At 59.3% G+C, this 24,710-nt stretch carries 31 protein-coding genes; 8 read left to right on the top strand and 23 right to left on the bottom strand.

Annotated features, from left to right (window positions below; all coding sequences use genetic code 11):
• The first annotated feature begins 64 nt into the window (after positions 1-64).
• A complete protein-coding gene (locus AC2FJB_RS16435; RefSeq protein ID WP_496719521.1) occupies positions 65-667 on the top strand; it encodes a COG3904 family protein in 603 nt (200 codons plus the stop codon).
• A gap of 1 nt (position 668) precedes the next feature.
• Here the strand turns inward: AC2FJB_RS16435 and speB are convergent, their stop codons facing one another.
• From speB to def (AC2FJB_RS16405), 6 genes are read right to left on the bottom strand one after another with little or no spacing between them, the layout of a single operon-like run.
• The gene (gene speB, locus AC2FJB_RS16430) at positions 669-1,490 is read right to left on the bottom strand and encodes an agmatinase (protein WP_496719522.1); all 822 of its coding nucleotides are present in this window, start codon (positions 1,488-1,490) and stop codon (positions 669-671) included.
• 60 nt (positions 1,491-1,550) lie between these two features.
• On the bottom strand, positions 1,551-1,787 hold the full coding sequence (locus tag AC2FJB_RS16425; RefSeq protein ID WP_117869880.1) for a GlsB/YeaQ/YmgE family stress response membrane protein: 237 nt from the start codon (positions 1,785-1,787) through the stop codon (positions 1,551-1,553).
• A gap of 1 nt (position 1,788) precedes the next feature.
• Entirely contained in the window at positions 1,789-2,025 is a 237-nt protein-coding gene (locus AC2FJB_RS16420) for a hypothetical protein (protein WP_299900489.1), read from the bottom strand.
• A gap of 6 nt (positions 2,026-2,031) precedes the next feature.
• The gene (fmt, locus tag AC2FJB_RS16415; protein WP_496719523.1) at positions 2,032-2,946 is read right to left on the bottom strand and encodes a methionyl-tRNA formyltransferase; all 915 of its coding nucleotides are present in this window, start codon (positions 2,944-2,946) and stop codon (positions 2,032-2,034) included.
• A 2-nt stretch (positions 2,947-2,948) separates the two neighbouring features.
• The gene (def, locus tag AC2FJB_RS16410; RefSeq protein WP_496719524.1) at positions 2,949-3,443 is read right to left on the bottom strand and encodes a peptide deformylase; all 495 of its coding nucleotides are present in this window, start codon (positions 3,441-3,443) and stop codon (positions 2,949-2,951) included.
• Entirely contained in the window at positions 3,440-3,958 is a 519-nt protein-coding gene (def, locus tag AC2FJB_RS16405; protein ID WP_117869884.1) for a peptide deformylase, read from the bottom strand. The genes def (AC2FJB_RS16410) and def (AC2FJB_RS16405) overlap by 4 nt, the downstream gene beginning before the upstream one ends.
• 94 nt (positions 3,959-4,052) lie before the next feature.
• Between def (AC2FJB_RS16405) and AC2FJB_RS16400 the strand changes: the two genes are divergently transcribed.
• Positions 4,053-5,225, top strand: a complete 1,173-nt coding sequence (locus AC2FJB_RS16400; protein WP_117869885.1) for a MalY/PatB family protein — start codon at positions 4,053-4,055, stop codon at positions 5,223-5,225.
• Positions 5,226-5,391: 166 nt separating this feature from the next.
• On the opposite strand, the gene AC2FJB_RS16395 is transcribed toward AC2FJB_RS16400, so the two are convergent.
• Positions 5,392-5,745, bottom strand: a complete 354-nt coding sequence (locus tag AC2FJB_RS16395; protein WP_496684974.1) for a hypothetical protein — start codon at positions 5,743-5,745, stop codon at positions 5,392-5,394.
• A 214-nt stretch (positions 5,746-5,959) separates the two neighbouring features.
• Between AC2FJB_RS16395 and AC2FJB_RS16390 the strand changes: the two genes are divergently transcribed.
• Positions 5,960-6,949, top strand: a complete 990-nt coding sequence (locus tag AC2FJB_RS16390) for a glutathione S-transferase family protein (protein ID WP_496719525.1) — start codon at positions 5,960-5,962, stop codon at positions 6,947-6,949.
• On the opposite strand, the gene AC2FJB_RS16385 is transcribed toward AC2FJB_RS16390, so the two are convergent.
• Positions 6,931-7,293: a response regulator transcription factor gene (locus AC2FJB_RS16385; protein ID WP_117869888.1), complete on the bottom strand. Its 363-nt coding sequence runs from the start codon at positions 7,291-7,293 to the stop codon at positions 6,931-6,933. The two genes, AC2FJB_RS16390 and AC2FJB_RS16385, sit on opposite strands and share 19 nt — an antisense overlap.
• 186 nt (positions 7,294-7,479) lie before the next feature.
• Here AC2FJB_RS16385 and cobD point away from each other — a divergent pair, with 186 nt between their 5' ends.
• The 3 genes from cobD to AC2FJB_RS16370 are packed head-to-tail and all read left to right on the top strand — an operon-like array spanning position 7,480 to position 10,538.
• Positions 7,480-8,445 carry a threonine-phosphate decarboxylase CobD gene (cobD, locus tag AC2FJB_RS16380; protein WP_496719526.1) on the top strand — a complete coding sequence of 322 codons (966 nt, stop codon included), beginning with the start codon at positions 7,480-7,482 and terminating at the stop codon, positions 8,443-8,445.
• Positions 8,442-9,362, top strand: coding sequence for an adenosylcobinamide-phosphate synthase CbiB (gene cbiB / locus AC2FJB_RS16375; RefSeq protein ID WP_496719527.1), 921 nt, complete (start codon positions 8,442-8,444; stop codon positions 9,360-9,362). The genes cobD and cbiB overlap by 4 nt, the downstream gene beginning before the upstream one ends.
• A gap of 12 nt (positions 9,363-9,374) precedes the next feature.
• A complete protein-coding gene (locus tag AC2FJB_RS16370; RefSeq protein WP_496719528.1) occupies positions 9,375-10,538 on the top strand; it encodes a lytic murein transglycosylase in 1,164 nt (387 codons plus the stop codon).
• A 13-nt stretch (positions 10,539-10,551) separates the two neighbouring features.
• On the opposite strand, the gene AC2FJB_RS16365 is transcribed toward AC2FJB_RS16370, so the two are convergent.
• From AC2FJB_RS16365 to AC2FJB_RS16345, 5 genes are all read right to left on the bottom strand, one after another.
• A complete protein-coding gene (locus AC2FJB_RS16365) occupies positions 10,552-11,349 on the bottom strand; it encodes a class II glutamine amidotransferase (RefSeq protein ID WP_299900458.1) in 798 nt (265 codons plus the stop codon).
• Between the two features lie 133 nt (positions 11,350-11,482).
• Complete coding sequence (locus tag AC2FJB_RS16360; protein WP_117869893.1) at positions 11,483-11,833, bottom strand: hypothetical protein; 351 nt, start codon at positions 11,831-11,833, stop codon at positions 11,483-11,485.
• A gap of 55 nt (positions 11,834-11,888) precedes the next feature.
• Entirely contained in the window at positions 11,889-15,344 is a 3,456-nt protein-coding gene (locus tag AC2FJB_RS16355) for a chromosome segregation SMC family protein (RefSeq protein WP_496719529.1), read from the bottom strand.
• Positions 15,345-15,484: 140 nt separating this feature from the next.
• The gene (locus AC2FJB_RS16350; RefSeq protein WP_496719530.1) at positions 15,485-15,892 is read right to left on the bottom strand and encodes a hypothetical protein; all 408 of its coding nucleotides are present in this window, start codon (positions 15,890-15,892) and stop codon (positions 15,485-15,487) included.
• A 44-nt stretch (positions 15,893-15,936) separates the two neighbouring features.
• On the bottom strand, positions 15,937-17,130 hold the full coding sequence (locus AC2FJB_RS16345; RefSeq protein ID WP_496719531.1) for an aminotransferase-like domain-containing protein: 1,194 nt from the start codon (positions 17,128-17,130) through the stop codon (positions 15,937-15,939).
• A gap of 150 nt (positions 17,131-17,280) precedes the next feature.
• Between AC2FJB_RS16345 and AC2FJB_RS16340 the strand changes: the two genes are divergently transcribed.
• Positions 17,281-18,051: a FadR/GntR family transcriptional regulator gene (locus AC2FJB_RS16340; protein WP_117869895.1), complete on the top strand. Its 771-nt coding sequence runs from the start codon at positions 17,281-17,283 to the stop codon at positions 18,049-18,051.
• 42 nt (positions 18,052-18,093) lie between these two features.
• Here AC2FJB_RS16340 and AC2FJB_RS16335 read toward each other — a convergent pair whose 3' ends face one another.
• The 7 genes from AC2FJB_RS16335 to AC2FJB_RS16305 all read right to left on the bottom strand — a co-directional run bounded on the left by AC2FJB_RS16335 (position 18,094) and on the right by AC2FJB_RS16305 (position 21,699).
• Complete coding sequence (locus AC2FJB_RS16335; RefSeq protein ID WP_496818679.1) at positions 18,094-18,948, bottom strand: hypothetical protein; 855 nt, start codon at positions 18,946-18,948, stop codon at positions 18,094-18,096.
• Positions 18,949-18,970: 22 nt separating this feature from the next.
• Positions 18,971-19,108 (bottom strand): hypothetical protein, encoded by a 138-nt coding sequence (locus AC2FJB_RS16330; RefSeq protein WP_496719533.1) that lies wholly within the window; start codon positions 19,106-19,108, stop codon positions 18,971-18,973.
• A 20-nt stretch (positions 19,109-19,128) separates the two neighbouring features.
• Positions 19,129-19,689, bottom strand: a complete 561-nt coding sequence (locus tag AC2FJB_RS16325; RefSeq protein WP_117869897.1) for a F0F1 ATP synthase subunit B — start codon at positions 19,687-19,689, stop codon at positions 19,129-19,131.
• 5 nt (positions 19,690-19,694) lie between these two features.
• A complete protein-coding gene (locus AC2FJB_RS16320; protein ID WP_496719534.1) occupies positions 19,695-20,246 on the bottom strand; it encodes a F0F1 ATP synthase subunit B' in 552 nt (183 codons plus the stop codon).
• A gap of 86 nt (positions 20,247-20,332) precedes the next feature.
• Entirely contained in the window at positions 20,333-20,557 is a 225-nt protein-coding gene (locus tag AC2FJB_RS16315; RefSeq protein ID WP_005981269.1) for a F0F1 ATP synthase subunit C, read from the bottom strand.
• A gap of 48 nt (positions 20,558-20,605) precedes the next feature.
• Complete coding sequence (locus tag AC2FJB_RS16310) at positions 20,606-21,364, bottom strand: F0F1 ATP synthase subunit A (RefSeq protein WP_117869899.1); 759 nt, start codon at positions 21,362-21,364, stop codon at positions 20,606-20,608.
• 2 nt (positions 21,365-21,366) lie between these two features.
• Positions 21,367-21,699, bottom strand: a complete 333-nt coding sequence (locus AC2FJB_RS16305) for an AtpZ/AtpI family protein (protein WP_496719535.1) — start codon at positions 21,697-21,699, stop codon at positions 21,367-21,369.
• A 231-nt stretch (positions 21,700-21,930) separates the two neighbouring features.
• Here AC2FJB_RS16305 and AC2FJB_RS16300 point away from each other — a divergent pair, with 231 nt between their 5' ends.
• Complete coding sequence (locus AC2FJB_RS16300) at positions 21,931-22,266, top strand: ArsR/SmtB family transcription factor (RefSeq protein ID WP_299637197.1); 336 nt, start codon at positions 21,931-21,933, stop codon at positions 22,264-22,266.
• Here AC2FJB_RS16300 and AC2FJB_RS16295 read toward each other — a convergent pair.
• The 3 genes from AC2FJB_RS16295 to AC2FJB_RS16285 form a co-directional block, all read right to left on the bottom strand.
• A complete protein-coding gene (locus AC2FJB_RS16295) occupies positions 22,263-22,676 on the bottom strand; it encodes a universal stress protein (protein ID WP_117869902.1) in 414 nt (137 codons plus the stop codon). The two genes, AC2FJB_RS16300 and AC2FJB_RS16295, sit on opposite strands and share 4 nt — an antisense overlap.
• Positions 22,677-22,802: 126 nt before the next feature.
• On the bottom strand, positions 22,803-23,717 hold the full coding sequence (locus tag AC2FJB_RS16290; protein WP_496719536.1) for a DMT family transporter: 915 nt from the start codon (positions 23,715-23,717) through the stop codon (positions 22,803-22,805).
• Positions 23,714-24,592 carry a LysR family transcriptional regulator gene (locus AC2FJB_RS16285; RefSeq protein ID WP_299900437.1) on the bottom strand — a complete coding sequence of 293 codons (879 nt, stop codon included), beginning with the start codon at positions 24,590-24,592 and terminating at the stop codon, positions 23,714-23,716. The genes AC2FJB_RS16290 and AC2FJB_RS16285 overlap by 4 nt, the downstream gene beginning before the upstream one ends.
• Between the last annotated feature and the right edge of the window lie 118 nt (positions 24,593-24,710).

Below are 24,710 nucleotides of genomic sequence, written 5' to 3'. Positions count from 1 at the left end.
CCTATCTGTGGACGCCAAAGCGGCATGCTGATACCCCTGCTGAAAGCGCAGCCCGGAGGCCAATGTGTCCTTTAGACTTACATCCATCACATCTTGCCTGGCCCTGCTCGCCTCATGTGGCGCGTATTACACTCCTGTCAGTTTTGTTGCTCAGGGCGACCAGATCATCGCCTCGGGCACGATTGACGAGACAACCCTGTCTGCCTTTGAGGAAGTGATCGCCCAAAACCCCAAAGCCCGAACGCTGGTGCTGCAATACATTGAAGGATCGTTGGATGATGACGCCAACGTTATTTTCAGCCGCGAAGTGCACAGGGCCGGGTTCGATACCGTCGTGCCCTCGAACGGTCTGGTTGCCAGCGGGGGCACCGATCTGTTTCTGGCCGGAAACCGCCGCGTCCTGCAACCGGGGGCCTGTGTCGGTGTCCACAGCTGGGCCGGGTCAGGTCTGGTGGCGACCGACTTGCCCGAGGACGACCCCGAACATGACCGATACCTGGACTATTTCACAGACATCGGCGTGGATGAGGCATTCTACTGGTACACCCTCTATGCCGCCCCGGCCGACAGTATGCACTGGATGAACACCACCGAAGCGAACCGGTTCGGTTTGACCACCAGAGGTGCTCCGGCACTTGGGTCTGCGACGGAGTGCGACGAAAGGTAAGTTAGCCGTTCAACAAGCGCGCGCCGATTTCCTTGACGAACTTCGCGGCCACCATCGCCGTCATGCCATAGGGGTCGCGATGCGGGTTAAGCTCGACAATATCTGCACCGACCAGCTGACCTTTGAACCAGTGGATCAGGTCGATAACCTCGCGCGTGCTCAGCCCGCCGGGCTCATGGTGCGAGACGCCGGGGGCAAAGGCCGGGTCCAGCGCATCCAGATCCAGTGACAGGTAGACGGGGCCATCGAAGGCAATCTGCAAATCGGGGCTCCAGCTGCGCATGTCGATCACCTCGACGCCGAACCTGTCGGCCTGTTCACGCTGATGCGCGTTCATGGTGCGGATGCCGACCTGCACCAGACGCTTGACCGGGCAGTTCTCCATCACGCGGGCAAAGGGGCAGCCATGGCCGAGCGGTCCGATATCCTGCGTTTCGTACAGATCAGGGTGGCTGTCGATATGCAGGATATTCAGCCCTTCGTACCGGTCTGCATGGGCCTTGATCAGCGGATAGGCCACGGAATGGTCACCGCCCAGTGACAACAGGCGTGCGCCGGTTGCGATCCGCTTCGCCGCTTCGGCCTCGATCCGGTCAATCGGTTCCTGCCCGCGCATCTCAAAAACACCCAGATCGCCGGTATCCCGGAATTGGGCGCTTGCACCCAGATCAGTGCCATCCTCGGCCGTCAGGTTGGCCGCGCCGGAATGCAGCGCCTCGCGGATGCGTCCGGGGGCGAATGCCGGCCCTTGCAGGAACGAGGAATGCAGATCCAGAGGAATGCCCATCAAAGCGACATCTCCCGGCTTCAGTTCGTACGGCATCATCACTCCCCTTTTTACTTGAATGTGATCTGGATGGAGGAATGGCGCCGGGTCAAGGGGTTAACGGCGCAGGTAGGTCTGCCAGATCCAGATCACCAGCAATGCACCCAGAACCGCCCCGACAAAACCAGACAGCCACCCCATAACGGTTACAAGAAACCGCAGAACGAACCCTCCGATCAAGGCCCCGACAATACCGATCAGCATGGTCGTCGGGATGTCGGCCTCGATCCGCATCAAGCGGGTAGCGAGGAACCCTGCCGCTGCGCCGATGATGATCAGGGCGACGATTGGCATGTCACTTCCTCCAATGGGTCGGCACGATGATCAGGGCCCCAATGGACGAAATCACCGCGTTAAGCCCCGGAAGGCCAAAGCTGATGCCAAACATGATGCGGACGAAATAGAACAGGAACGCCCCGCCCACGCAGATGATGATGGATTGTAAATATCCGTTATGGGTGAAACCGGTCTGTTCGGACAGATACCCGACGATCCCGGCAATCACGACAGTGCCCATCATCACCATGAACATATGGCTTTACTCCGAAGACATCCGGGTGCCAATCGGGATTGGCCAGCCCCGCAGGAAGGTTTCCCTATCCTGCGCGCCTTTGCCTGCCCTTTGCAAGCGCAGCAGCTCTACGGCACCCTGCCCGCAGGCCACATACAGATTGTCATTCAGAACCTCCCCCGGTGCGCCCTGTCCTTCGGCCAGACGCGAGGCGAGGAGCTTTACCCGATTGCCTTCGACCTCGGTCCAGGCCCCGGGAAAGGGCGACAGGCCGCGGATCTGCCGATCGACCTCAACGGCGGGGCGCGACCAGTCCACGCGAGCCTCGGACTTGTCGATCTTGGCGGCATAGGTGACACCAATCTCGGGCTGCGGATCAGGAGTCAGGCCGGGCAGCTTTGCCAACGCCTCAACGATCAGAGCCGCGCCCATCGCCGAGAGCCGGTCATGCAGTTCCGCGGTGGTTTCCTCGGGCCCGATATCGGTGGCCTGCCGCAGCAGAACGGGGCCGGTATCAAGGCCCGCCTCCATTTGCATGATACAGATGCCGGTTTGCGCATCGCCTGCCATGATCGCCCGATGGATCGGGGCCGCCCCGCGCCAGCGCGGCAACAGGCTGGCATGAATGTTCAGGCAGCCATGAGTCGGCGCATCGAGGACGGGCTGGGGCAGGATCAGCCCATAAGCCACAGCGACCGCCACATCCGCATTCAGTGCGGCAAAACTGTCCTGTTCCTCAGCCGGTTTCAGCGAGGTTGGGTGACGCACGTCCAGACCCAGCGCCTGAGCACGTGCGTGAACCGGCGTTGGGCGATCCTTCTTGCCCCGCCCCGCTGGGCGCGGGGGCTGGCAATAGACGGCGGCGATCTCATGCCCGGCCTCGACCAGCGCATCCAGAACCGGCACCGAGAAATCCGGGGTTCCCATGAAAACAACGCGCATCTTTATACCTGTTTTTTGGCTTTTCGCAGCAGCATGTCGCGTTTGACCTTGCTGAGCCGGTCAAAATACATCCGGCCATTCAGATGGTCGATCTGGTGCTGGACACTGGTGGCCTCGATGCCGACAAAATCGCGACGGTCCACCATGCCCTGCTCGTTCAGGAATTTGACAGTCACTGCACGCGGACGTTTTACCGTGGCCGACACGCCCGGCAGGTTCGGACTGGCCTCTTCATGTTCACGCAGTTCGATCGAGCTGTGCAGGATTTCCGGGTTCGCCAGACGCACGGCCTTGCCCCGCTCGGCCGACCCATCGACCACGGCCAGACGCAACATCACTCCGATCTGCGGCGCGGCCAGACCGACACCGGGCATGGCCTCCATCGTGTCGATCATGTCCTGCCAAATCCGGCGAATTTCATCGGTGATTTCAATCACCTGATCCGCCTTGGTGCGCAAGCGTTTGTCGGGCCAGGGCAGACAGGTACGAACGGTCATACGCGCGTCCGTTCACGTTTGAGCTTTTGCATCTTGCGGGTAATCATTTGCCGTTTCAAAGGTTTGAGATAGTCGATGAACAGCTTGCCGTTCAAATGGTCGATTTCATGCTGCACGCAAGTGGCCCAAAGCCCGTCGAAAGTCTCCTGTTGCAGGTTTCCCTTCTCGTCCATCCAGGTGACATCGACCACCTTGGGGCGGGTCACTTCGGCATATTGATCCGGGATCGACAGGCATCCTTCCTCGTACACATTGGTTTCCTCGGAAGACGCGATGACCTCGGGGTTGAACATGATCAGCGGGCGCGGTGTTTCGCCTTCTTCCTTGACGCAGTCCAGCACGATCAACCGCTCCAGAACACCGATCTGAGGTGCGGCGAGGCCAATCCCGGGCGCGTCATACATGGTTTCCAGCATGTCGTCAGCCAGCGTGCGCAGCTCATCCGTCAGGTCGGACACAGGCGCACAGACCTTTTTCAGGCGGGGGTCGGGATGGATCAGGATATTGCGTCTCATGTGGCTGATTTAGGCCATCCCGCCCCGCGCCGCAACGCCCCCCTTGCACCTGCCCGATTTGCGGTTAGCTTTCGATCGACAAAATGGAGCAGACATGACTTTCAACGACCTGATCGACCGCCGGGGCACCAACAGTTCAAAATGGGACAAGATGGAGATGTTGTATGGCATCTCGCCCGAGGACGGTCTGGCCATGTGGACGGCCGATTCCGATTACCAAACAGCACCCTGCGTGATCGACGCGGTGCGCAAAGCCGCAGATCACGGCGTGTTTGGCTATTCATGGATGCACCCGGATTACCTGGCGTCGGTTCAGTGGTGGATGAAAACCCGGCATGATTGGGAAATCGACTCAGATTGGATTCTGACAACCCAGGGTCTGGGCAATGCAATCGCCCTGTCGCTGGATGTATGGACCGATCCCGGTGATGGCATCGTGATCTTCACCCCCGTCTACCATGAGTTCGCGCACAAGGTGAACAAATCGGGCCGCCGTGTCGTAGAATGCCCATTGGTGCGGGACAGGGATAGCTATGGCCTTGATCTGGAGGACGCCCAGTCCCGGCTGGACGGGTCCGAGAAGATGCTGCTGTGGTGTTCGCCGCAAAACCCGTCAGGTCGCGTCTGGACACCCGAGGAATTGCAAGCCGTAGCCGCGTTTGCCGAACGGAACGGTTTGATCCTGGTATCGGACGAGATTCACCACGATTTGGTCTATCCCGACGCCAAATTTGTGCCGATGGATGTGGCCGCTCCAGATGCGCGGCCTTGGACAGTGACGCTGACGGCAGCGTCGAAGACCTTCAACATCGCCGGGCAGCGGACCGGCAATATGATCATTCCCGATCCCAAACTGCGCGCGGCCATGAAGCAACGGCTGCAGACATTGGATTACGATCCCAGCGCGCTGGGTGTGGCGATGATCACCGCCGCCTACAGCCCCGAAGGGGCCGAATGGGTGGATGCCCAGATCGCGCATCTGGAGGAAAACCGGCGCCTGTTCGATCAGACCATCGCCGAAATTCCGGGGCTTTGGTCGATGCCCTTGCAGGCGACCTATCTGGCCTGGGTCGATTTCTCGGGCACCGGCATGGATCACGCCGAATTTGTCCGTCGTCTGCGCGAGGACGCGCGGATCGCGACATCGTCAGGTCCGGGTTTCGGCACTGGAGGCGAGACGTTCGAACGGTTCAACCTCGCCACACAAAGAGCGCGGGTTGAGGAAGCTTGCGTGCGGCTGAAACAGGCCTTCGGGGATCTGCAATAAGTATGCGTCGGCCGGGAATTTCAAGCTCTGCCCTGTTGTTCACAGGTGCCGGTTGATTTGGCTGACGCTGCTTTGGCCCGCGCGTGCCTGCCCTTATGCTGGCACCGCTGGCCTCTGGTATCGACCAAATCCTGGACGCAACTGGAACGCCCGTTGAAATTCGCCCTTAGTCGTCAAGCCCAAGCAGGGCGATCGGCGCGTCGGGCGCGCGATAAAAGTCAAGCGGCGCGCTGTCATGGGCCGCCGTGTTGCGTTTGAATTCATACCGCATCTCACCGCCCTCATCCTCATCCGCGACGATGAGGCATTGATAGAGGTGGTTGGCCCCGTCATAGATATCGACAAGTCCGCGCAGGCGCGGCGTGGTTTCCGCCTCAACCGTAAAACCGTCTTTCCACAATTTGAGTATTTTGTAAGTATTGTCGCCCATTTCCACCCGTAAACGACTGGCTTTTTTCAATGTGGCGATTCGTGCCGCGTCCAACTCGGCGCGTATTTCCTTTGAAACATAGGTACTCATTAATCCGTTCCCCCCGTGACTGACTACCATTGTGCGGGAAAAGTTGTAAAAATCCAGTGAACCACGTCACAGACATCCGATCTGGCGGAGGTTTCCTGCACAGAAACCCCGGCCTCGACTGTGCGCGAATGCAGGGCATTTGCGCGGGCACTCGCATAGGAAGACGCCGGGTCCGGCCCTATCTTTGGCGAAACGCGCATGCGGAGGAAAAGATATGGGCCTGTTGGTCGAAGGAAAATGGCACGACACCTGGTATGATACCAAATCCACGGGCGGTGCATTCAAGCGCAGCGCCGCGCAGTTTCGCAATTGGTTGACAGCTGACGGCGAGGCGGGGCCATCAGGCAAAGGCGAGTTCAAGGCGGAACCCGGGCGCTATCACCTTTATGTCAGCTACGCTTGCCCCTGGGCGCATCGCACCCTGATTTTTCGCGAGTTGAAAGGGCTGAACGATCTGATTTCAGTCTCGGTCGTACATCCGGACATGCTGGACAAAGGCTGGACCTTTGAAACAGACGGCCATGGCGCGACGGGCGACGATCTCTATGGGCTGAACTATGCTCACCAGATCTATACCAAAGCCGATCCAGCCTATTCGGGCCGCGTGACCGTGCCGATCCTTTGGGACAAGCAGCAGGAAACCATTGTCTCGAACGAAAGCTCGGAAATCATCCGCATGTTCAATTCGGCCTTCAACGGGATCACCGGCAATACCGATGATTACTGGCCCGAAGCGATGCGCGATGAAATCGAAGAGGTCAACGGGCGCATCTACTCAGACGTCAACAACGGCGTGTACAAGTCCGGCTTTGCCACCTCGCAAGCGGCCTACGACGCCGCAGTGGGTCCTTTGTTCGACACGCTGGACTGGCTGGAAGACCGTCTGGCCCGGAACCGTTACCTGATGGGGGATCGGATCACCGAGGCTGACTGGCGGCTGTTTACGACGCTGATCCGCTTTGACCCGGTCTATCACCTGCACTTCAAATGCAACAAACGGCGTCTGATCGATTACACGAATCTATGGGCCTATACGCGTGAACTGTACCAATGGCCCGGCGTGGCCCCCACCGTGAACATGACCCATATCGTGCGCCACTATCACTACAGCCATGACAGCATCAATCCATTTCGGATCATTCCGGTGAACCCGGTGCTGGATTACGCAGAACCGCACCGCCGCGATCAGCGCCCAGCTGCGTAGTGTTCAACCATCGCCGCCAGATCCTCTGGCGGTGTTTCGCTTTGCACATAAGCACAGGCATTCGGACTGTGGGCAAAGATTGATCCATCCGAGAAGAAGGTGGTGTTGGTGACAAAGATCACCCGCGCCTGGGGGCGGCGATAGCTGGCAAAGTCGGCCACAGCCAGAGCACTTCCGGTTTCCAGAACCAGATCCAGCACGATGATTTCGAAATCCGTGCCGTATAGCGCCAGAATGGCGGCCTCCTGCGTCTCGACCAGCGTGACCTCGGCGCCTTGCCGTTCCAGATGCCTTTTCCAGACCCGACCTAGGTCGGGATTACTCTCAACAATCAGAACTTTCATTTGCAACAACCTCGGCACTTGATATGGTGAGTGGTGCCGACCCCCGTGGTCCGTGATCTCGTTATTTCCTTAACAAAGTGTTAACGGCGGCCCCACAGCCCCGTGATCGGGCGGATTTGCTTGTATTAGAGGCAAGAATCCGCTTGAAGCACGCCAAAAGCGGTTTTTTTCTCGCAGAGAGAGCAGATGAGCACATCGGATCAAGACCTGGATCCACGCACGGTTCGCGACCACGGCGGCGGGCTGGACAGGGCGATTGCACAATACGGCGGACAACGCACCGACTGGATCGATCTGTCTACCGGCATCAATCCGCATACCTATCCTATTTCGGGCCTGACTGCCGCTGACTGGGCTGAGTTACCGGATCACGGGGCTTTTGAACGGCTGAGCGGTGCCGCACGCCGGTTCTGGGACGTGCCGCACCGAGCATCGATCCTGCCCGCACCGGGAGCATCGGCGGTCATCGCGCGTCTTCCCGCGCTAACTGCGGCGGGTACGGTACAGATCACGCCGCCCACCTACAACGAACACGCCGCCGCCTTTTCGGCACAGGGGTGGAATGTTCAAACAAAAGGGCCGGGTGACGCCCGCGTGATCGTCCATCCGAACAATCCCGACGGGTATATCTGGCAGGAAAGCGACGTCTCAGCGCCACTTACCGTTATTGATGAAAGCTTTGGCGACGTCATGCCGGACAAGTCCTTGATCCATCTGGCAGACCGCCCCGGCGTGATCTTGCTGAAGAGTTTTGGCAAGTTCTGGGGGCTGGCCGGGATGAGACTGGGATTCGCCATCGGACGACCGGACTTGATCAACCGGCTGAACGATCTGACTGGGCCATGGTCGGTCTCAGGCCCCGCCTTGCGGGTTGGCACACAGGCCCTTGCAGATACGGATTGGGCGAACGCCACGCGTAAGCGACTGGCAGACGAGGCCGCTCGGCTGGATTTGCTGTTGACGGCCAGAGGAGCCAAGGTCGCTGGCGGCACAAGCCTGTTCCGATTGTACAAGGTCGATGATGCCTCCCGCTGGCAGGAACAGCTGGCACAGAACCATATCTGGAGCCGCATCTTCCCCTACTCCGAAACCTATCTGCGCCTCGGTTTGCCTCCTGCGAACGGGTGGGACCGGCTGGAGGCCGCGCTGTGAGCCTTGGCCTGATGCTGGTCTGTGCCATGTGTCTGGACGCAGCGCTGGGAGAACCCGACTGGCTCTGGTCGCGTATCAAGCATCCGGCGGTAGTGATCGGAAACCTGATTGGCTGGCTGGATAAACGTCTGAATCACGGGGCCGCACGTCGGGCAAAAGGGGTGGGAGTGCTTGTCCTGCTGGTTTGCGGCGCATGGGGGCTTGGATGGGCTTTGTCCCTGCTGGGGCCAGTTGTCGAAATCCTGGTCTGCGCTATCCTGCTGGCGCAAAAATCGTTGGTCGCGCATGTTCGCGCCGTGGGCAAAGGGCTGATGGCCTCGCTGGCAGAGGGACGGACACAGGTGTCCAGGATCGTCTCGCGCGATACACGGGACATGACCGAGGCGCAGGTGGCACGCTCAGCCATCGAAAGCGCCGCAGAAAACCTTAGCGACGGTGTCATCGCGCCTGCTTTCTGGTTTCTGGTCGCGGGGTTGCCGGGGCTGCTGGCCTATAAGGCGGTAAATACCGCCGACAGCATGATCGGGTATCGCAATGAAAAATACCGCGCGTTTGGCTGGGCCTCGGCCCGGTTCGATGACCTGCTGAACTTGATCCCGGCCCGCCTGACCTGCGTGATGATCGTGGCGCTGTCGGGCCAGTGGTCGCGCTGGCGCGAAATCGTGGCAGATGCGCACCGTCACATTTCACCCAATGCAGGCTGGCCCGAGGCCGCCATGGCCCGCGCCTTGAACGTCGCCCTGGCCGGACCGCGCAGCTATGACGGTAAGGTACGGGATCTGGCATGGGTCAATGGCGACGCCCCGCGTGAGATAGGCGCGTCAGAGATTTTCCGCGCTTGTCACATGTTGTGGAGTGTTTGGGGGCTTGCGCTCGGGCTCGTGTCGGTGTGGGTTGGGATCGACCTGATTTACTGACGGACACTTGTCATGCGTTTTCTTTCCGGCCTTATCGCCGCTGCCCTGTTTGCCTCTCCTGCCCTGGCCCAATGTGGTGGTGACTTCAATTCTTTTGTCAAAGGGCTAAAGGCCGAGGCCAAACAACAAGGCTTTGAAAAATCCACCGTGAACGCTTTTTTCAAAGGCGTGCAGCAGGATGGCGCCGTGCTGAAGGCCGACCGGGCGCAGGGAGTGTTTCAGAAGCCCTTCATCGAGTTTTCCCGTCGTCTGATCTCGGCCAACCGTATCGAACGCGGGCAAGCGATGTCGCGCAAATACGATGCGGTATTTGACCGGATCAAGAGGGAATACGGCATCTCGCGTGGGGTGTTGCTGGCTTTCTGGGCGTTCGAGACCGATTACGGATCGTTTCAGGGCGACTTCAACACCCGAAACGCACTGGTGACTTTGGCCCATGACTGCCGTCGACCCGACCTGTTCCGCCCCCAAATCTTTGCAGCTATCGAGCTATATCAGAACGGTGATTTCGACCCGGCTCGTACAACGGGCGCATGGGCGGGTGAAATCGGTATGGTCCAGATGCTGCCGCGGGATATTCTGGAAAACGGTGTCGATGGTGACGGCGACGGGCATGTCCGTCTGAAAACCTCGGCCCCCGATGCGCTGATGTCCGGGGCCAAGATGCTGTCGCATCTGGGCTGGCGAGCAGGCGAACCCTGGCTACAGGAGGTCACGGTGCCCGCGCAGATGGATTGGTCGCTATCCGGCCCCGGCAAGCCCCGTTCGGTGGCGGATTGGCAGGCCATGGGCGTTCAGGCGCGCAGCGGGTCGCTGGCGAATCTGCCCGCCTCGCTGATCCTGCCACAGGGGCACAACGGCCCGGCCTTTCTGGCCTATCCGAACTTCGACGTCTATTTCGAATGGAACCAGAGCTTTGTTTATGTAATGACCGCCGCCTATTTCGGTACACGTCTGGAAGGGGCGCAGATTTACGATGCCGGCAATCCCGCACAAGGCCTGAACGGGGCGCAGATGAAGCAACTGCAAAGCAAGCTTCAGACCAAAGGGTATGACGTTGGCAAGGTCGACGGGATCCTTGGGGCTGGCACCAGAGCGGCCGTGCAGGCGGAACAGAAGCGGCTTGGCCTGCCGGCCGACGCATGGCCGACAGTGGATCTGCTAAACCGGCTTTAAGCAGCAACCACGCTCACGCGACCCATTCCCGTTCCTGCGAAACGTGGGGTGCAAAGGCGCGCGTCGTCACCACGGCACCCTCGGTTTCGATTGCAGTGTTGGGCTGTATCTCGAGCCATCCTTCATTATTGGCATCCAGTGGCTCGGACGAAATGATGATACCGTCTTTGCAGGCCTTGTAATGCAAGCTGGGCGCAAACCGATCAGAGGCATAACGGGCCGCAAAAACCCGTTTGCCGTCCGACCAGCAGGCGGCAAACCGAAGATAGGGTGATGCTCCTCGGTGCCTTGAAAGGGCTTCGACCCGACCGACCGCACGGGCCATTGCACCAACAGGGTCGGCGTCCAGCCCCTCTCCATGGGCGATGAGAAAGATCGCCTCGCTCTCGGTTGCGCCCATACGATGTTGGTACAGGTGCGCCGGGATCATGGTATCAAGCTCTTGCCGGATTCGTTCATGACCCCCGGCCTGACCGTTATGCATGAAGCTCCATCTGCCGACGCCAAAGGGGTGACAGTTGTTGCGCGAGGTCGCCGTACCCGTCGAGGCCCGTACATGGGCCAGAAACAGCCGTGATTTCGTGTGATGCGCCAATTGCTTCAGATTGGCATCAGACCACGCTGGATGGGTGTCCTTGTAAAAGCACGGCGTTTCACGATCAGAATACCATGCCAGACCGAACCCATCCGCGTTTATCGGTGTTTTCCCAATCAATGCGTTTCGGCTTTGAATAACAAGCGATTGTTCTTGCTCAAGTACCAGTTCGTCCAGATATCGCTGCTGCCCAACCCAAGCCAAAAAACGGCACATTTTTTTTCCCGTACATCAAAGAAGATTCTCCGGGACGATACCGCCTTGGTTGTCAGGTTTCCCCCCTTACATCATCTGGATTCTCGGTATTTGTCTATCAAATGATCTGGAAATATAAAAATTTCAGATCATTTTATTCACTACGCACCGGATACCGGTCGCCTTTTTCGTCAATCAGGATCAACCTTTCCCCGCTGCGCACGTACAAATCGCACCGGCTGAACCCGGTGCGGTAGGCGATGCAGACACTGCCATCCTCAGCAATGGAATAGGTACCAAAAGCAGAATCTCCGCTCGCGTATGTGTAGGAATAGGCCCCGCCCGCTGAGAATTTCGCTTGCCCGTCGTCGTAGAAAGTCAGTGTCTGTCCTGCCAAAGCGTCAAGCTCTGCGGTTGTCAGGGGAATGTCCCCGGTTTTGACAGGCCAGTCGGCGGCAAAGGCCGGGCTGGCGGCGACGAGGGCAGAGATCAGAAAGCGCGTCATGCGCCCAGACTAGCGCGATAAAGTCGCACCCGTCATAAACTTGCAGTGAACGGGGTCACGCGACCATCTGTTCGGCCTTCTTCAGATCGACCGAAACCAGCTGACTGACACCCTGTTCCTGCATGGTGACACCGAACAGGCGATCCATGCGCGCCATAGTCACCGCATGGTGGGTGATGATCAGGAAGCGCGTGTCGGTCTGGCGGCACATCTCGTCCAGCAGATCACAGAAGCGCGTCACGTTTGCATCGTCCAGTGGTGCATCAACCTCGTCCAGCACACAGATCGGGGCTGGATTGGCGAGGAAGACGCCGAAGATCAGCGCGGTCGCCGTCAGAGTCTGCTCACCGCCCGACAACAGGCTGAGAGTCGAGAGCTTCTTGCCAGGCGGCTGGCACATGATCTCTAGACCCGCGTCCAGAGGGTCGTCACTTTCGACCATCACAAGATTGGCCTCGCCACCACCAAAGAGATGCTTGAACAACATGGCGAAGTTTGAATTCACCTGTTCAAACGCGGTCAGCAAACGCTCGCGCCCTTCGCGGTTGAGGCTGGCGATACCGCTGCGCAGGGCCTTGATCGCCTCTTCCAGATCGGCTTTTTCGCTGCTGAGCGTATCGAATTCTTCCTGAACTTCCTTGCTGTCTTCTTCGGCCCTCAGGTTCACCGCACCCATCGCATCGCGCTGGCGTTTGTGACGGTTCACTTCGGATTCCAGAACGTCCGCAGCTGGCATCTGGTCGGGGTTCACGTCCAGCTGGTTCAGCAATTGGTTCGGGGTCAGTTGCTGATCTTCGGCAATCCGTTCCGCCGCCGCGACAACACTTTCCTTGGCCGCGTCACAGCGCGCCTCGGCCGCGGCACGGCTTTCGCGCGCTTCAGATGCCAGACGCTCGGCTTCCCGTTCGGCCAAAACGATTTCACGCTGCTGAGCCTCGGCTTCAGCCAATTTGTCGGCTGCTTCGGCCCGCCGAGCCTCGGCGGCAGCGATCAGTTCGTTCAGTTCCTCACGCGCCTCGGCGATTTCGCTGGGCGCGGCCATGGCCTCGGTCAGCTCTTCTTCCGAGCTTTCCTTGCGCTCGGCAAGTTCCGAGATCCGCTTTTCAGCCGTTTCCAAACGGTGGCGCCATCCACTGAGATCCTTTGTGACCTCTTGGGTACGACGTGTGCGGGCGTCCCCTTCGCGGCGCAGTTCGTCATGGGTCGAGCGGTGGGTCAGCATGGTGATCCGCGCCGCCTCGACGGTCTGCTTGATGTCTTCCACTTCTGCACGGGCGCTGTCGAGGTCGCCCAGGCCGCTTAAAGAGGCTTCTGCCTCGCGCAGTTGCGCACGGGCCGACATCGCATCTTCCTTGTGACGGTCCACGGCCAGAGCAAGGGTTTCCAGCTTGCCTTGTGCAAGATTGCGATCCGCTTCGGCCCGGCTGAGCAGACGGGCGGTTTCAGCCATGCGCTGATCAGCAGCACGGCGGGCTTCACGCGCACGGCGGTCTGCCTCAGTCACATCCGCCAATTGCTGAGACAGTGCTTCATGTGCGGCACGGGCACCGTCAGCCTGTGCTTCGGCACGGGCAAGGTCCTGTTTCAGCGCTTCCAGCCTGTTGAGTTGCTCCAACCGCAGAGCAGCAGCACTTGGCGCGTCTTCGGCCCAGGCACGGAACCCATCCCAACGCCACAGGTCGCCCGAGCGGGACACCAGACGCTGGCCGGGTTTCAACGACGCCTGCAACCGCGCGCCCTGATCCGTATCCACCAACCCGATCTGGGCAATTCGGCGGCTGAGACGATCCGGCCCCGAGACATGAAGCGCCAGTGGTTCAGCCCCTTCAGGCAATGGCTGGTCGCTGTCATATCCAGCCACCTGCACCCAGCCGGACGGGCCGTCGCCCTCAACCAGCGGCGCGCGCAGATCGTCAGCCAGAGCAGCACCCAGAGCCTTTTCATAGCCGGGTTCGACGCGCAGCAGGTCCAGCACCTGACCACCTTCCGCTGTGTCGCGTTCCACCAGCTTGGCCAGCGCAGTGGTTTCGGCCCGGATCGCTCCAAGCTCGCCTTCCGCTTCGGAACGTCGCGCCCGGGCCTCGGCTTCGCGCCCTTGCGTTTCGTTGCGGAGTTCATCCGCTGCGGCAAGAGCCTCTTCGGCGGCTTCGACCGCTTCACGGGCTTCTTCCTCGCCCAATTGGGCTTCTTCAAACGCCTCGCTGGCGCGGATCAGGGCTGTTTTCGCCTCGTCCACGGCCTGCCGGGCTTTTCCCTCTTCACCCTCGGATCGGGCCAGCGTCTTGCGACTGTCTTCGACCAGACGCTGGGCTGACTGGTGCCGGGCAACTAGGCGGGCCATATCCTCGGTTTGCTGCGACAGGTGGTCTTCGCGTTCCTGTAGGATCGAGGCCGCCTCGCGGGCGATTTCCGCCGCCTCGGCCACTTTCTCATCGTGACCTTCAGCTGCCTTGGCCAACTCGCGCGCTTCCCATTCCAGCCGTTCGATCATTTGTCCCGCATCGCGGTTCAGACCGGCTTCGCGTTCGATGTCGTTGCCAAGCTGCTGGATTCGGTTGGTCAGTGTTTCGATCGTCTGACGCGCGCGGGTTTCCTGATCGGACAATTGATCGCGCTGCACCTGCTGGCGTTGCAGCACGGCGGCGGCAATGGCCTCTTCCTCGCGCAGCGGCGGCAGGGTTTCCTCGATCTCGGCACGTTTTGCGGCAGCAGCGCGGGCTTCAGCCTCGGCACGGGAGGCTTCGGTGATCCGCTCACGCAGTTTTTCTTCGGCCTGCTGGCGGGCCATGTCGGCCTCTTTCCAACGTCGATAAAGCAGCATTCCCTCGGCCTGACGCAGCTGTTCGCCAATTTCGCGATAGCGCGCCGCCTGACGGGCCTGACGCGCAAGCTGGGCCAGTTGTCCGCCCAACTGCTCCAGCACGTCATCGACGCGGGTCAGGTTGGCTTCGGTGCCCTTCAGCTTCAGCTCGGCCTCATGGCGACGCTGATAGAGGCCCGAGATCCCGGCGGCCTCTTCCAGAATGCGGCGACGGGCGCGCGGCTTGGCGTTGATCAACTCGGCAATGCGGTTCTGTCCGACCAACGCGGGCGAATGTGCACCGGTCGAAGCATCGGCAAACAGCATCTGCACATCGCGCGCACGAATGTCTTTGCCATTTGTCTTGTAGGCACTGCCCACATCGCGGGTGATGCGGCGTACGATTTCCAGTTGATCGCTGTCGTTGAACCCCGACGGTGCCAGACGCTCCGAGTTGTCCAAGGTCAAAACGACTTCGGCAAAGTTGCGCGCCGGACGTGTGGCAGCACCGGCAAAGATTACGTCTTCCATCGCGCCGCCGCGCATGGATTTGGGACGGTTTTCCCCCATCACCCAGCGCAATGCTTCCAGAAGGTTGGACTTGCCGCAGCCGTTCGGGCCCACCACACCAGTCAACCCGTCCGCGATGATCAGATCGGTCGGATCAACAAAGCTTTTGAAGCCGGTCAGTTTGAGCTTGCTGAAACGCAATGGCTGCGTGTCCCATGATTCCTGTGCATTGAAAGTCTGCGCAAGGGATGGGGTCTGAGTCAACGGAGTTGCGCAGGATATGGGATTTCAACTTGAGTTATCCACAACATCTTGCCTAAATGCGCAAGAATGCGCGTGTTTTAATAAGGGGTGCATTCAAAGACCTGGTAACCGTAGTCGTCACCGACATTTTCATAGGCACCATAGTCGATGCACTCGTAGTTCGGGGTAGAGACGGCTGTCAGCAGCAATTGCTTGCCCGCCTCTCGATCACACCCCAGAACACCAACCGTGACCGCCGCATCACCCAAAACATCCAGGACCGGACAGCCCGAAACCTGCGCCATCGCCAACGCGGCCCGATCCCGAACTGAACCCAGCCGAGGGGCGTATTGTGCGTTGATCCGCACAGCCTCGGCCAGATCGCCACGCACGCGCACATCGAACACACTGCCATTCACAGCCACGCGCGTGGCAGGAACATCGCGAAAATGCGGAGTGCCGGCGGCGCAGGCGGCCAGCAACAGAGGTGCGAGAAACCGGATCATGCCGCAGAGTTGCAGCATTTTGGTTAACAGAACCTTTCCGAACGTCAGGCCCGCAGCACCTCTCCCAGCCGGCGAATGCCTTCGCGAATCGTCGCCTCGTCGGAATTTGAAAAACTGAGACGGATCGTGTTTGCACCGCTGCCATCCGGGAAAAACGCCTGCCCCGGAACAAAAGCTACTTTGACTGTGTCCAGCGCACGCGCCAGCAGGTCAGAGCCAATCCTCCCCTCGGGCAACGTGACCCAGATGAACATTCCACCCTCAGGGCGTGTCCAATCCACCCCGTCCGGCATATGCTGTTCCAATGCGTTCAGCATCACATCACGGCGGCTGCGATAGACTTCGCGCACTTTTGGAATATGAGTGTCAAAACAGGCCTGCGCCACCTGATGCACGGCCATCTGGTTAATGGTCGCGGAATGAAGGTCGGCTGCCTGTTTCAGCAGTACCATCTGAGAAATGACTGGCTTGGACGCAACGACCCATCCCATGCGCAAACCAGGCGACAGCGTTTTCGAGAAACTGCCGCAATAGATCGTCCGACAGTCCTCGATTGACCCTTTGCGGGCCTGCTCCAAAGACAGTATGGGGGGGATCGGTTCCCCGTCGTAGCGCAGAGCCTGATAGGCTCCGTCCTCTATCAACGCGCAATCCAGCTCCTCGGCCAGATCCAGCAGAGCCTCCCTGCCCTGCAAGTCCACGGTTTCTCCTGTCGGGTTTGCAAAATCCGCTGACAGATAGGCGAACTTCACAGTGCCTTCGCCTGCTGCGGCCTTGTATTCGTCCGCCCCTTGGTTGCCATTGAGCCGGTCAAAGCGCGGCTCATAGGCGTTGAATGCCGCCAGCGCACCCAGATAAGTGGGCCACCCAACCAGGGCCGTATCGCCGGGGGACAGGAACAGCTTGCCCAGATAGTCCAGCGCCTGCTGTGAGCCCGAGGTGATCAGGATGTTGTCGATGTCACACTCCACCCCGATTTCGTGCATGTGCTGCACCAGCCACTGCCGTAATGGGACATAGCCTTCGCTGACCGAGTATTGCAGCGCCTGCGCTTGCATATCCCGCCCCAGGGCCTGCTGAAACGCCTGTGCAAATGCATCGGCGGGAAACAGGGCGGGATCAGGAATCCCACCGGCAAAGGAAATGATGCCGGGTTGGTCGAGCAGCTTCAGCAGTTCGCGAATCTCTGACGCTTTCATCCGCGAGGCCCGAGTGGCAAACAAAGGGTGATGGGACATGAGGTTCCTCCGATCTCAATTCGGCGCAGCCTATGCCCTCTCACATTAAAGTCAATATTGCTGACCTTATTTTTCGGCGGATGTGACCGGGGATTCTTGAACAGCACCGGCGTCCATGGTCAAATGAATTGACCAATTTCGGAAGATGAGATGCCTTTTCACAAAGTTCAGACGGAAAAACTGTCGCTCGCAGTCGTTCGCCAGATCGAGCTTCTGATCCTGCGTGGCATCCTGCGCCCTGGAGAGCGCCTGCCATCAGAGCGAGAGTTGGCAGAGCGCATGGGCGTTTCGCGCCCGTCCTTGCGTGATGCAATTTCCGAACTTCAGGAACAGGGGCTTTTAACCGCGAAAGCCGGATCCGGGATCTATGTGGCCGAGGTTCTGGGCTCTGCCTTTTCCCCTGCGCTGATCCGTTTGTTCGGCAGCCATGAGGAAGCCGTATTCGACTATCTGTCCTTTCGCCGTGACATGGAAGGGCTGGCGGCCGAACGGGCCGCGCGGATGGGATCAGACAGCGACCTTAAGGTCGTTCAAGCGATCTTTGACAAGATGCAGGCGGCCCACAACCGAAACGCTGCGAATGACGAGGCGCAGCTGGATGCCGAATTCCACATGGCCATCATCGAGGCCAGCCACAATGTGGTGATGCTGCATATGATGCGGTCGATGTATGACCTGCTGGTGCAGGGGGTGTTCTACAATCGCCAGACCATGTTCCGTCAGCGCGCCACCCGCGAGGCCATCCTGGATCAGCACCGCGCCATCAATGTGGCTCTGCAACAGCGTGATCCTTTGGCTGCACGAAATGCAATTGAACGCCATTTGGACTTTGTGGAACGCTGTATGGCGGACCAACAAAAGACCGATCGGAACGAAGCTATTGCGCAACAAAGGCTGCAACACGAAACCGGGCGGACCTAAGGGCCGTCCTGATAATTCAGACAGAGCAGGGCAAGGCCGGGACTAGGCGGCGCCTGACGCGGCTGGAAGCAGATGTCGGGGAAACGGAGCCCCGCTGCCTTCTCCCAGACGGTCCTCAGCGGCCAGTGTTGTCAGGGCCGGGTCGATGAACAGCCTTGCACCGCGATCCCTCAGATGTTTGTGCAGCATAACATGTTCGCACACTTGTCGGCCTTTTTCGTCCCGGCAAGAATAGCGCAATCCCCGCAGCGCGCGGGATTTATACAACCCAGCACCTCCGAAAGCGCTGTCGACCGGGATCAGGGGCGTATCGGCAGGAATGTGAAACTGGCGGTCAAAAACAGCGGACTTCATAACAGACCGGCGCCATTTATGACGCCCGAACAGCGGCCTGCGCGTGCTTTGAATGCGTTGCCACACGTCTTCATCACACCAGCCAGGGCATCGCAGCGCGTAGATATCGTCATACGCTGGTTTGGGGTTGGCGAAAACACCTTCCCACAACGGGGCGACCCGCTGCGCTGCTGCCAGAACTGCCTGAGCATCCAGGCAGGTATTCGGACCACCCATATCCAACACCAGTGTCAACTCCAGGTCCCTGTCTTGGTCCTCGAGTTTTTTGAGAACTGCGTTCCTGGCCGCCGTGATGCGCTCGACCCGGTTTGGCAATTCTGACGCTAGACCATCCAGTCGCATGATATCGACATGCCTGCTTTGACCCGCATAGTCGGACAACACTTGATCCGTACCGTCCGTGTTGTCGTTCGTCGCAATGGTGACAGTGAACCGGCGCAACTGCGCGGACAGGTTTTCGATCCTGTTGATCGTGTCGATCAGCGCCGACCCGCCATTTCGGACGACGCCGACAATATTCATCGAAACTGCGTTGCCTGACACCGCCTGTCTTTCCCTGCTATTGTCACGCCCCCAGCGGAGCGCTCCTATCAACCTGATCCCCGGCAGGTCGTAGGATTCGGAGTGTTTCGAACAACAGAAACAGAAGCGGGCCAAAAACAAAAGACCCGACAGCCAAAAGCTCTCGGGTCGTCTGTTTCATTTGTCTGTCGGGGTCACCCTTCAGTGCAGCTTGGCACCTACATCTGCAATCGATGCATCGATCAGCTTGTTGGCCTGCGCTGCGGTCATTTGCTTCGCCAGAACCGAGCTTGCCGCGGAAACCGCAACCGAAACGGCCTGATCACGCACTTCCTTCACTGCAGATGCTTCAGCCGAAGCGATCTGGTCCTGAGCAGCCGCAAGACGACGCTCGATCGACTTTTCCAAGTCAACTTTCGCCTGTTCTGCTGCCAAAGCCGCGTCTTCCTTCGCTGCTGCAACAATCGCATCGGCCTGCCCCTGAACTTCACGCTGCTTGCGCTCGTAAGAGGCCAGCAAAGTGCGTGCTTCTTCATGCAGCGCACGGGCTTCGTCCAGTTCGGATTTGATGCCTTCGGCACGGTTGTCCAGCGCACCGCCGATCATACCGGGGACCTTGAAGTAAAACAGGACCGCGATGAAGACGATGAAGCCCAGAAGGACGACAAAGTCGGTATTGCCAAGCGAGAAAAACGGGCCGCTTGCGGCAAAGGCCGGGCTGGCTGCACCAACGGTCAGGACAAGAGCAAGAGTGTTCCGCATGTCGCTTATCCTTTCGTCTGCGCGTCAACAGCACTGGCAATAGCATCAGCTTCCGCTTCGCCGCCCAGCGCAGTTACCAGTTCAGCCGCCGTATCCTTGGCAACCACCTGAATGCTTTCCAGCGCACCGACACGGATTACGGCAATCGCCTTTTCCGATTCAGCCGCCTTTGCAGCGATTTCCGCGTCCGCCTTTGCAATCGCGACATCCAGACCAGACTGGATTTCGGCGCGTGCTTCGGCAGCGATCCGCTGCGCTTCGGCACGGGCATCGGCCAGCGCCTTGTTATAGGCCTCTTCGGCCTCGACCGCTTTGGCCTTCAGATCTTCGGCCGCAGCCAGGTCATTTGTAATGGTCCCCTGACGTTCCGCCAGGATTGCCGCGATGCGCGGCAGGGCCACGCGGGACAGGACCAGAAAGATGACGACCAGCGTAATGACCAGCCAGAAAATCTGGTTGGGGAACCAATCGAAGCAGAGCTGTGGCATCCCGATGGCAGAGCCATGCGAGTCGACGCACGAGCCAACTACTTCTTCTGAAATGGGTTCAGTCGCCATGATGTCCTCCGTCGGAACGTTGTCTTTACAACAGATGGGCCGCTATGGCTTGGGCCCACCTGCGCGTAAGGATCAGGTTCCGCAGATTAGACGGCGAACATCAGCAGCAGCGAGACCAGGAATGCGAAGATCCCCAGGGCTTCTGCGAATGCGATACCGATGAACAGGGTTGCGGTCTGCGAAGCAGCCGCCGAAGGGTTGCGCAGGGCGCCGGCCAGGAAGTTGCCTGCTACGTTGCCCACCCCGATTGCGGCTGCGCCGGAACCGATTGCTGCCAGGCCTGCGCCGATGTGTGCGAGATCGCCTTCCATGATGTTTCTCCTTACGAATTGGAAGTTTCGATGTTTGGGTATCGGACCTTAGTGCGACGGATGCAGCGCATCCTTCAGGTATACACAGGTCAGAATGGTGAATACGTAGGCCTGAATGAAGGCCACCAGGACCTCAAGGCCGTACATTGCGGTGATCGCCAGAACCGACACGGGCGAAATCACGGCAATCGCGGCGAAGCCTGCGAAAACCTTGATCACCGCGTGGCCCGCCATGACGTTACCGGCAAGACGAATGGAGTGGCTGACCGGACGCACGAAGTACGAGATCAGCTCGATGATTGCCAGGATCGGGCGCAGCGCCAGCGGCGCGCTGGACACCCAGAACAAACCCAGGAACCCGGCGCCGTTCTTGACGAAACCCAAAATGGTCACAGTCAGGAACACGGCCAGCGCCAGCGGGATGGTCACGGCGAAGTGCGATGTCGTGGTGAACGAGGTCGGGATCAGACCCAGGAAGTTCGCGGTCACGATGAACATGAACAGGGTCATGACATAAGGGAAGTACTTGACGCCTTCCTTGCCGCAAATGTCTTCCAGCATCTTGTAGATGAAGCCATAGGCCAGTTCCGCCACCGACTGCATACGCGTCGGCACAATGGCACGTTTGGATGTAGGCAGAACCAGCAGAGCTGTTACGGCCAGCACTGCAAAGAACAACCACAGAGTCACGTTGGTGACCGTGAACATGCCTATCGCACCGTCGCCGAACAGCGGCTTGACGATGAACTGATCCATCGGGTGGAATACCAGGCTGCTGCCTTCTGCTGCGGTGGTCTCAGTTGCCACGTTCAGTCCCTCTCGTCCTTCTCGGCCGCCGATGCCGCCGTTTGTTTCTCTTGGGCCTGTTGTGCGCTGCGGAGCATAACCTTCACGCCCGCGACAAGGCCCAGCAATGTGAACAGCACCAAAAAGATCGGGATCGTCCCGAGCAGGCTATCCAGCCCGTATCCGATGCCAAATCCGATCCCGAGACCGGAAACCATTTCAATGACCATCCTCCAGGCAAGCTCGCCCCCGGACACGTCAGCGTCCGCACGAGGTTTTGGCGCCTTGGCCTTTTTCGCCGCCTCGATCTTGGCCTCCAGCTGCGCCATCCGCTGCTTTTGGTCATCATCGGTCACGGGCGTTTCCCTCGTACAGTCTTGGGCATGGTGCTAAGGCGCGAAAGGCGCAGAGTCAACGACCTAGAACGCCCTGATTGACGCACCTTAACATTTTGAAAAAGTTATATTTTCCAGAAGACCCAAGGCACGCCAATCGCTCCGATGGCCACCGCTGCGCCGCCAGAGCCCTGAATCTCCATATTCAACCAAATGGTTGACCAATCCCGACGGCTATGGTTGAGCGGACACATGTCCAACGATCTCGACACAGTCTTTGCAGCCCTCGCCGACCCCACCCGCCGCGCTATCCTGGCGATGCTGCTGGAGGATGATATGGCCGTGACAGATGTGGCCGAACCGTTCGAGATGTCGCTGGCCGCGATTTCCAAACATCTGGTGATACTGACCAAGGCAGGTCTGATCAGTCAGGAAAAACGCGGGCGGGTAAAGTGGTGCAAACTCGAACCTGACGCCTTGCGCGCCGCTTCGGTCTGGATGCAGGGGTTCGGGCAATTCGAGCCCGTCAATCTGGACGCGTTCGAACGGTTTCTGGAAATTGAACTGCCGAGGTCGGACGAGGCCTAACGCACCACAAAAACCGACATGCTGGCGTGTTTCGCCAGATAACCGGCGTGGCTTGAGAAGATGTAGTCGGTGATCCGGGGTGCGTGGGTGCCGACAATGACCAGATCTGCGCCAATCTCTTCTGCAGCACGGGTCAGATCGCTGTCCACTTCGGCGGCGACGTCGACCGAATGCACCTTGCGCATGGAAACGTCGGATCCACTCTCAGCAGCCAACTGTTCGGTGAACTCCGCCAGTTCCTTGTCGATCTCAGCTTCGGTTTCCGAGGATTCACCCATATGGGCCCCGGTGACGCTGACCAGAGTAATTTTAGCCCCCTGCCATTTTGCAACTTGTGCAGCGACATCGGCCGCTTTGCGAACCTCGGGCGGTAGATGCCGGTCAATCGGCAACATGATGTGTTTGAACATAATCTCCTCCTTTAGCTTGCTGACGAAGCTAATGGAGGTGCCGCCAGGGCGCCTTGATCTGGCTCAACAAAAACTATCTCTGGGATGTATCTTGGATTCGCCCGGTTCCGCCCGCGAAGATGGGCCTTATTCCATGACGCGGCGAACTGGCACCGAGGGCGGGATTTCCTCTTTCAACAGCATAAGCAAAGCGATGATTGTCAGCGCCACACCACCCAGGATCAAACCGGGTGGCACGCCTTTGCCCAGCGCAATCTCCCACAGAATGACCCAGCTGGGAACCAGGTAGGTATAGGCCATGACCTTGGCCGACGGCAGCCGCAGGGAAGAAAACTGCACCAGCACGAAGCTGGCTGCCGTTGCAAAGAACGAAATATAGAACAAGCCGATCCAGACAATGGCCGGAAGCGCAGCCCAATCGGTTGCCATCAGGTCAGACCAGCCGAGCACGACCAACAAAAGGCACCCGGCGACCAGCGTACCAAAGGTAAAGACCACGGCGGGCTCTCCTCGGTTCAGCTTGCGGATCATGGGCGTATAAATCGCGTGGGCGACGCAGCCCCAGAAATAGATGATCTCGCCCCCACCGATTTCAAAGGCACGGAACATCTGCCAGTCGGCCCGAAAGATCACCCACAGCGCGCCCACCGCACCGATGGTCAGTGCCAGCGCCATGCGCGGCGTTGTGATCTGGCGCAACAAGACCCACCCCGCCATGGCAGAAACAACTGGTGTCAAAGTGAATACCGCGGCCGCACTGACAGGCGGGGCGGTTTGCAGCCCATAAAACATCAGGACGAAATAGGTGGCGAATAGACCCCCAAGTACCAGATAACGCCAAGGCGCCTGCGCGGCGCTGCGTGGCAGGCCGGTTGTTGCAAGTGCGGCCAAACCAATCACCGCAGCGGCAATCGCAAAGCGCACCGCGTTCAGAGCGGCCGGGGCAATCTCGTTGGCGATCATGGACCCCAGCGAAAAGCTGCCCGCAACAAGGGCTGAGAAGGTCAGCATGGCCAGATGGCCACGCATCTGCGGATTCATGGCTGCCAGCCTTTGGCTTCTTCTTTCAGATAGCTCAGGAACGCCTGCACCTTGGTGGTGCGATGCAAATCCACGTGGGTCACCAGCCAAAGATTGCCGAACCATTCCGGGAGCGGATCAATCACCTCGACCAGATTGTCGTGGCGGGCGGCCTCCCAACGGGCCATGAAACCGATGCCTGCACCGGCCAGAACGGCCTCGCGCATGCAGAAGTTGTTTGTACAGCGGAAGGTGATGCGATCGGCAGGTACCGTCGCGCGCAACCAGCGGGTGAACGGCGCGCGGCTGGTCTCATCGTCAGAACTGACGAAGTGATAGTTTCCGAAATCCTCGATGCCGGATGGCCTGCCGAACCGTTTGATGTACGAGGTACTGGCATAAAGGCCGACTTCCTCTTGCCGGAACGGTTGGACAACATTGTCGGGTTGATCGGGGGCCGATCCGGCGCGGATCGCCACATGCGCCTCGCCATATTCCAGCCGGAACAGCCGGTCGCCGGTCAGGTATCGCACGATCAGGTCCGGATGCATCTTTTGAAACGCGGTGAGCGTTGGCACGACCAACGGCGCAAGAGACCCCAGAGATGTCACGACCAATTCACCCGAGACGTCGTCTCCGCGACCCTTCATCCGGCCGACAAGCTGATTGAACTGATCCTCGGTAGCCTGCGCCACACGCAGCAGATCGTCGCCTGCTTCGGTCGGTGTGTATCCCCGCGCATGACGCTGAAACAGTTTGACACCCAACCGCGACTCGATCGCATCGATGTGACGGATCACGGTGGCATGGTGAACACCCAGAACCTCTGCCGCGCCGCTGACCGTACCCATGCGTGCCACCTGATAGGCGGTTCTCACTTCATCCCAATTGTCCATGGCAATGTCATCACTGTGCAATTTCCAACAATAACTGTTGATGTATCCGAGTTTCGTTCGCAAACGCAATAATCATATTGGCGGCAGGACAAGATTCCCGTGACCCAAAGGACCTGAA

Source organism: Ruegeria sp. CDSC085 (assembly GCF_059610465.1).
This window is presented reverse-complemented; position numbering and strand designations above follow the sequence as displayed.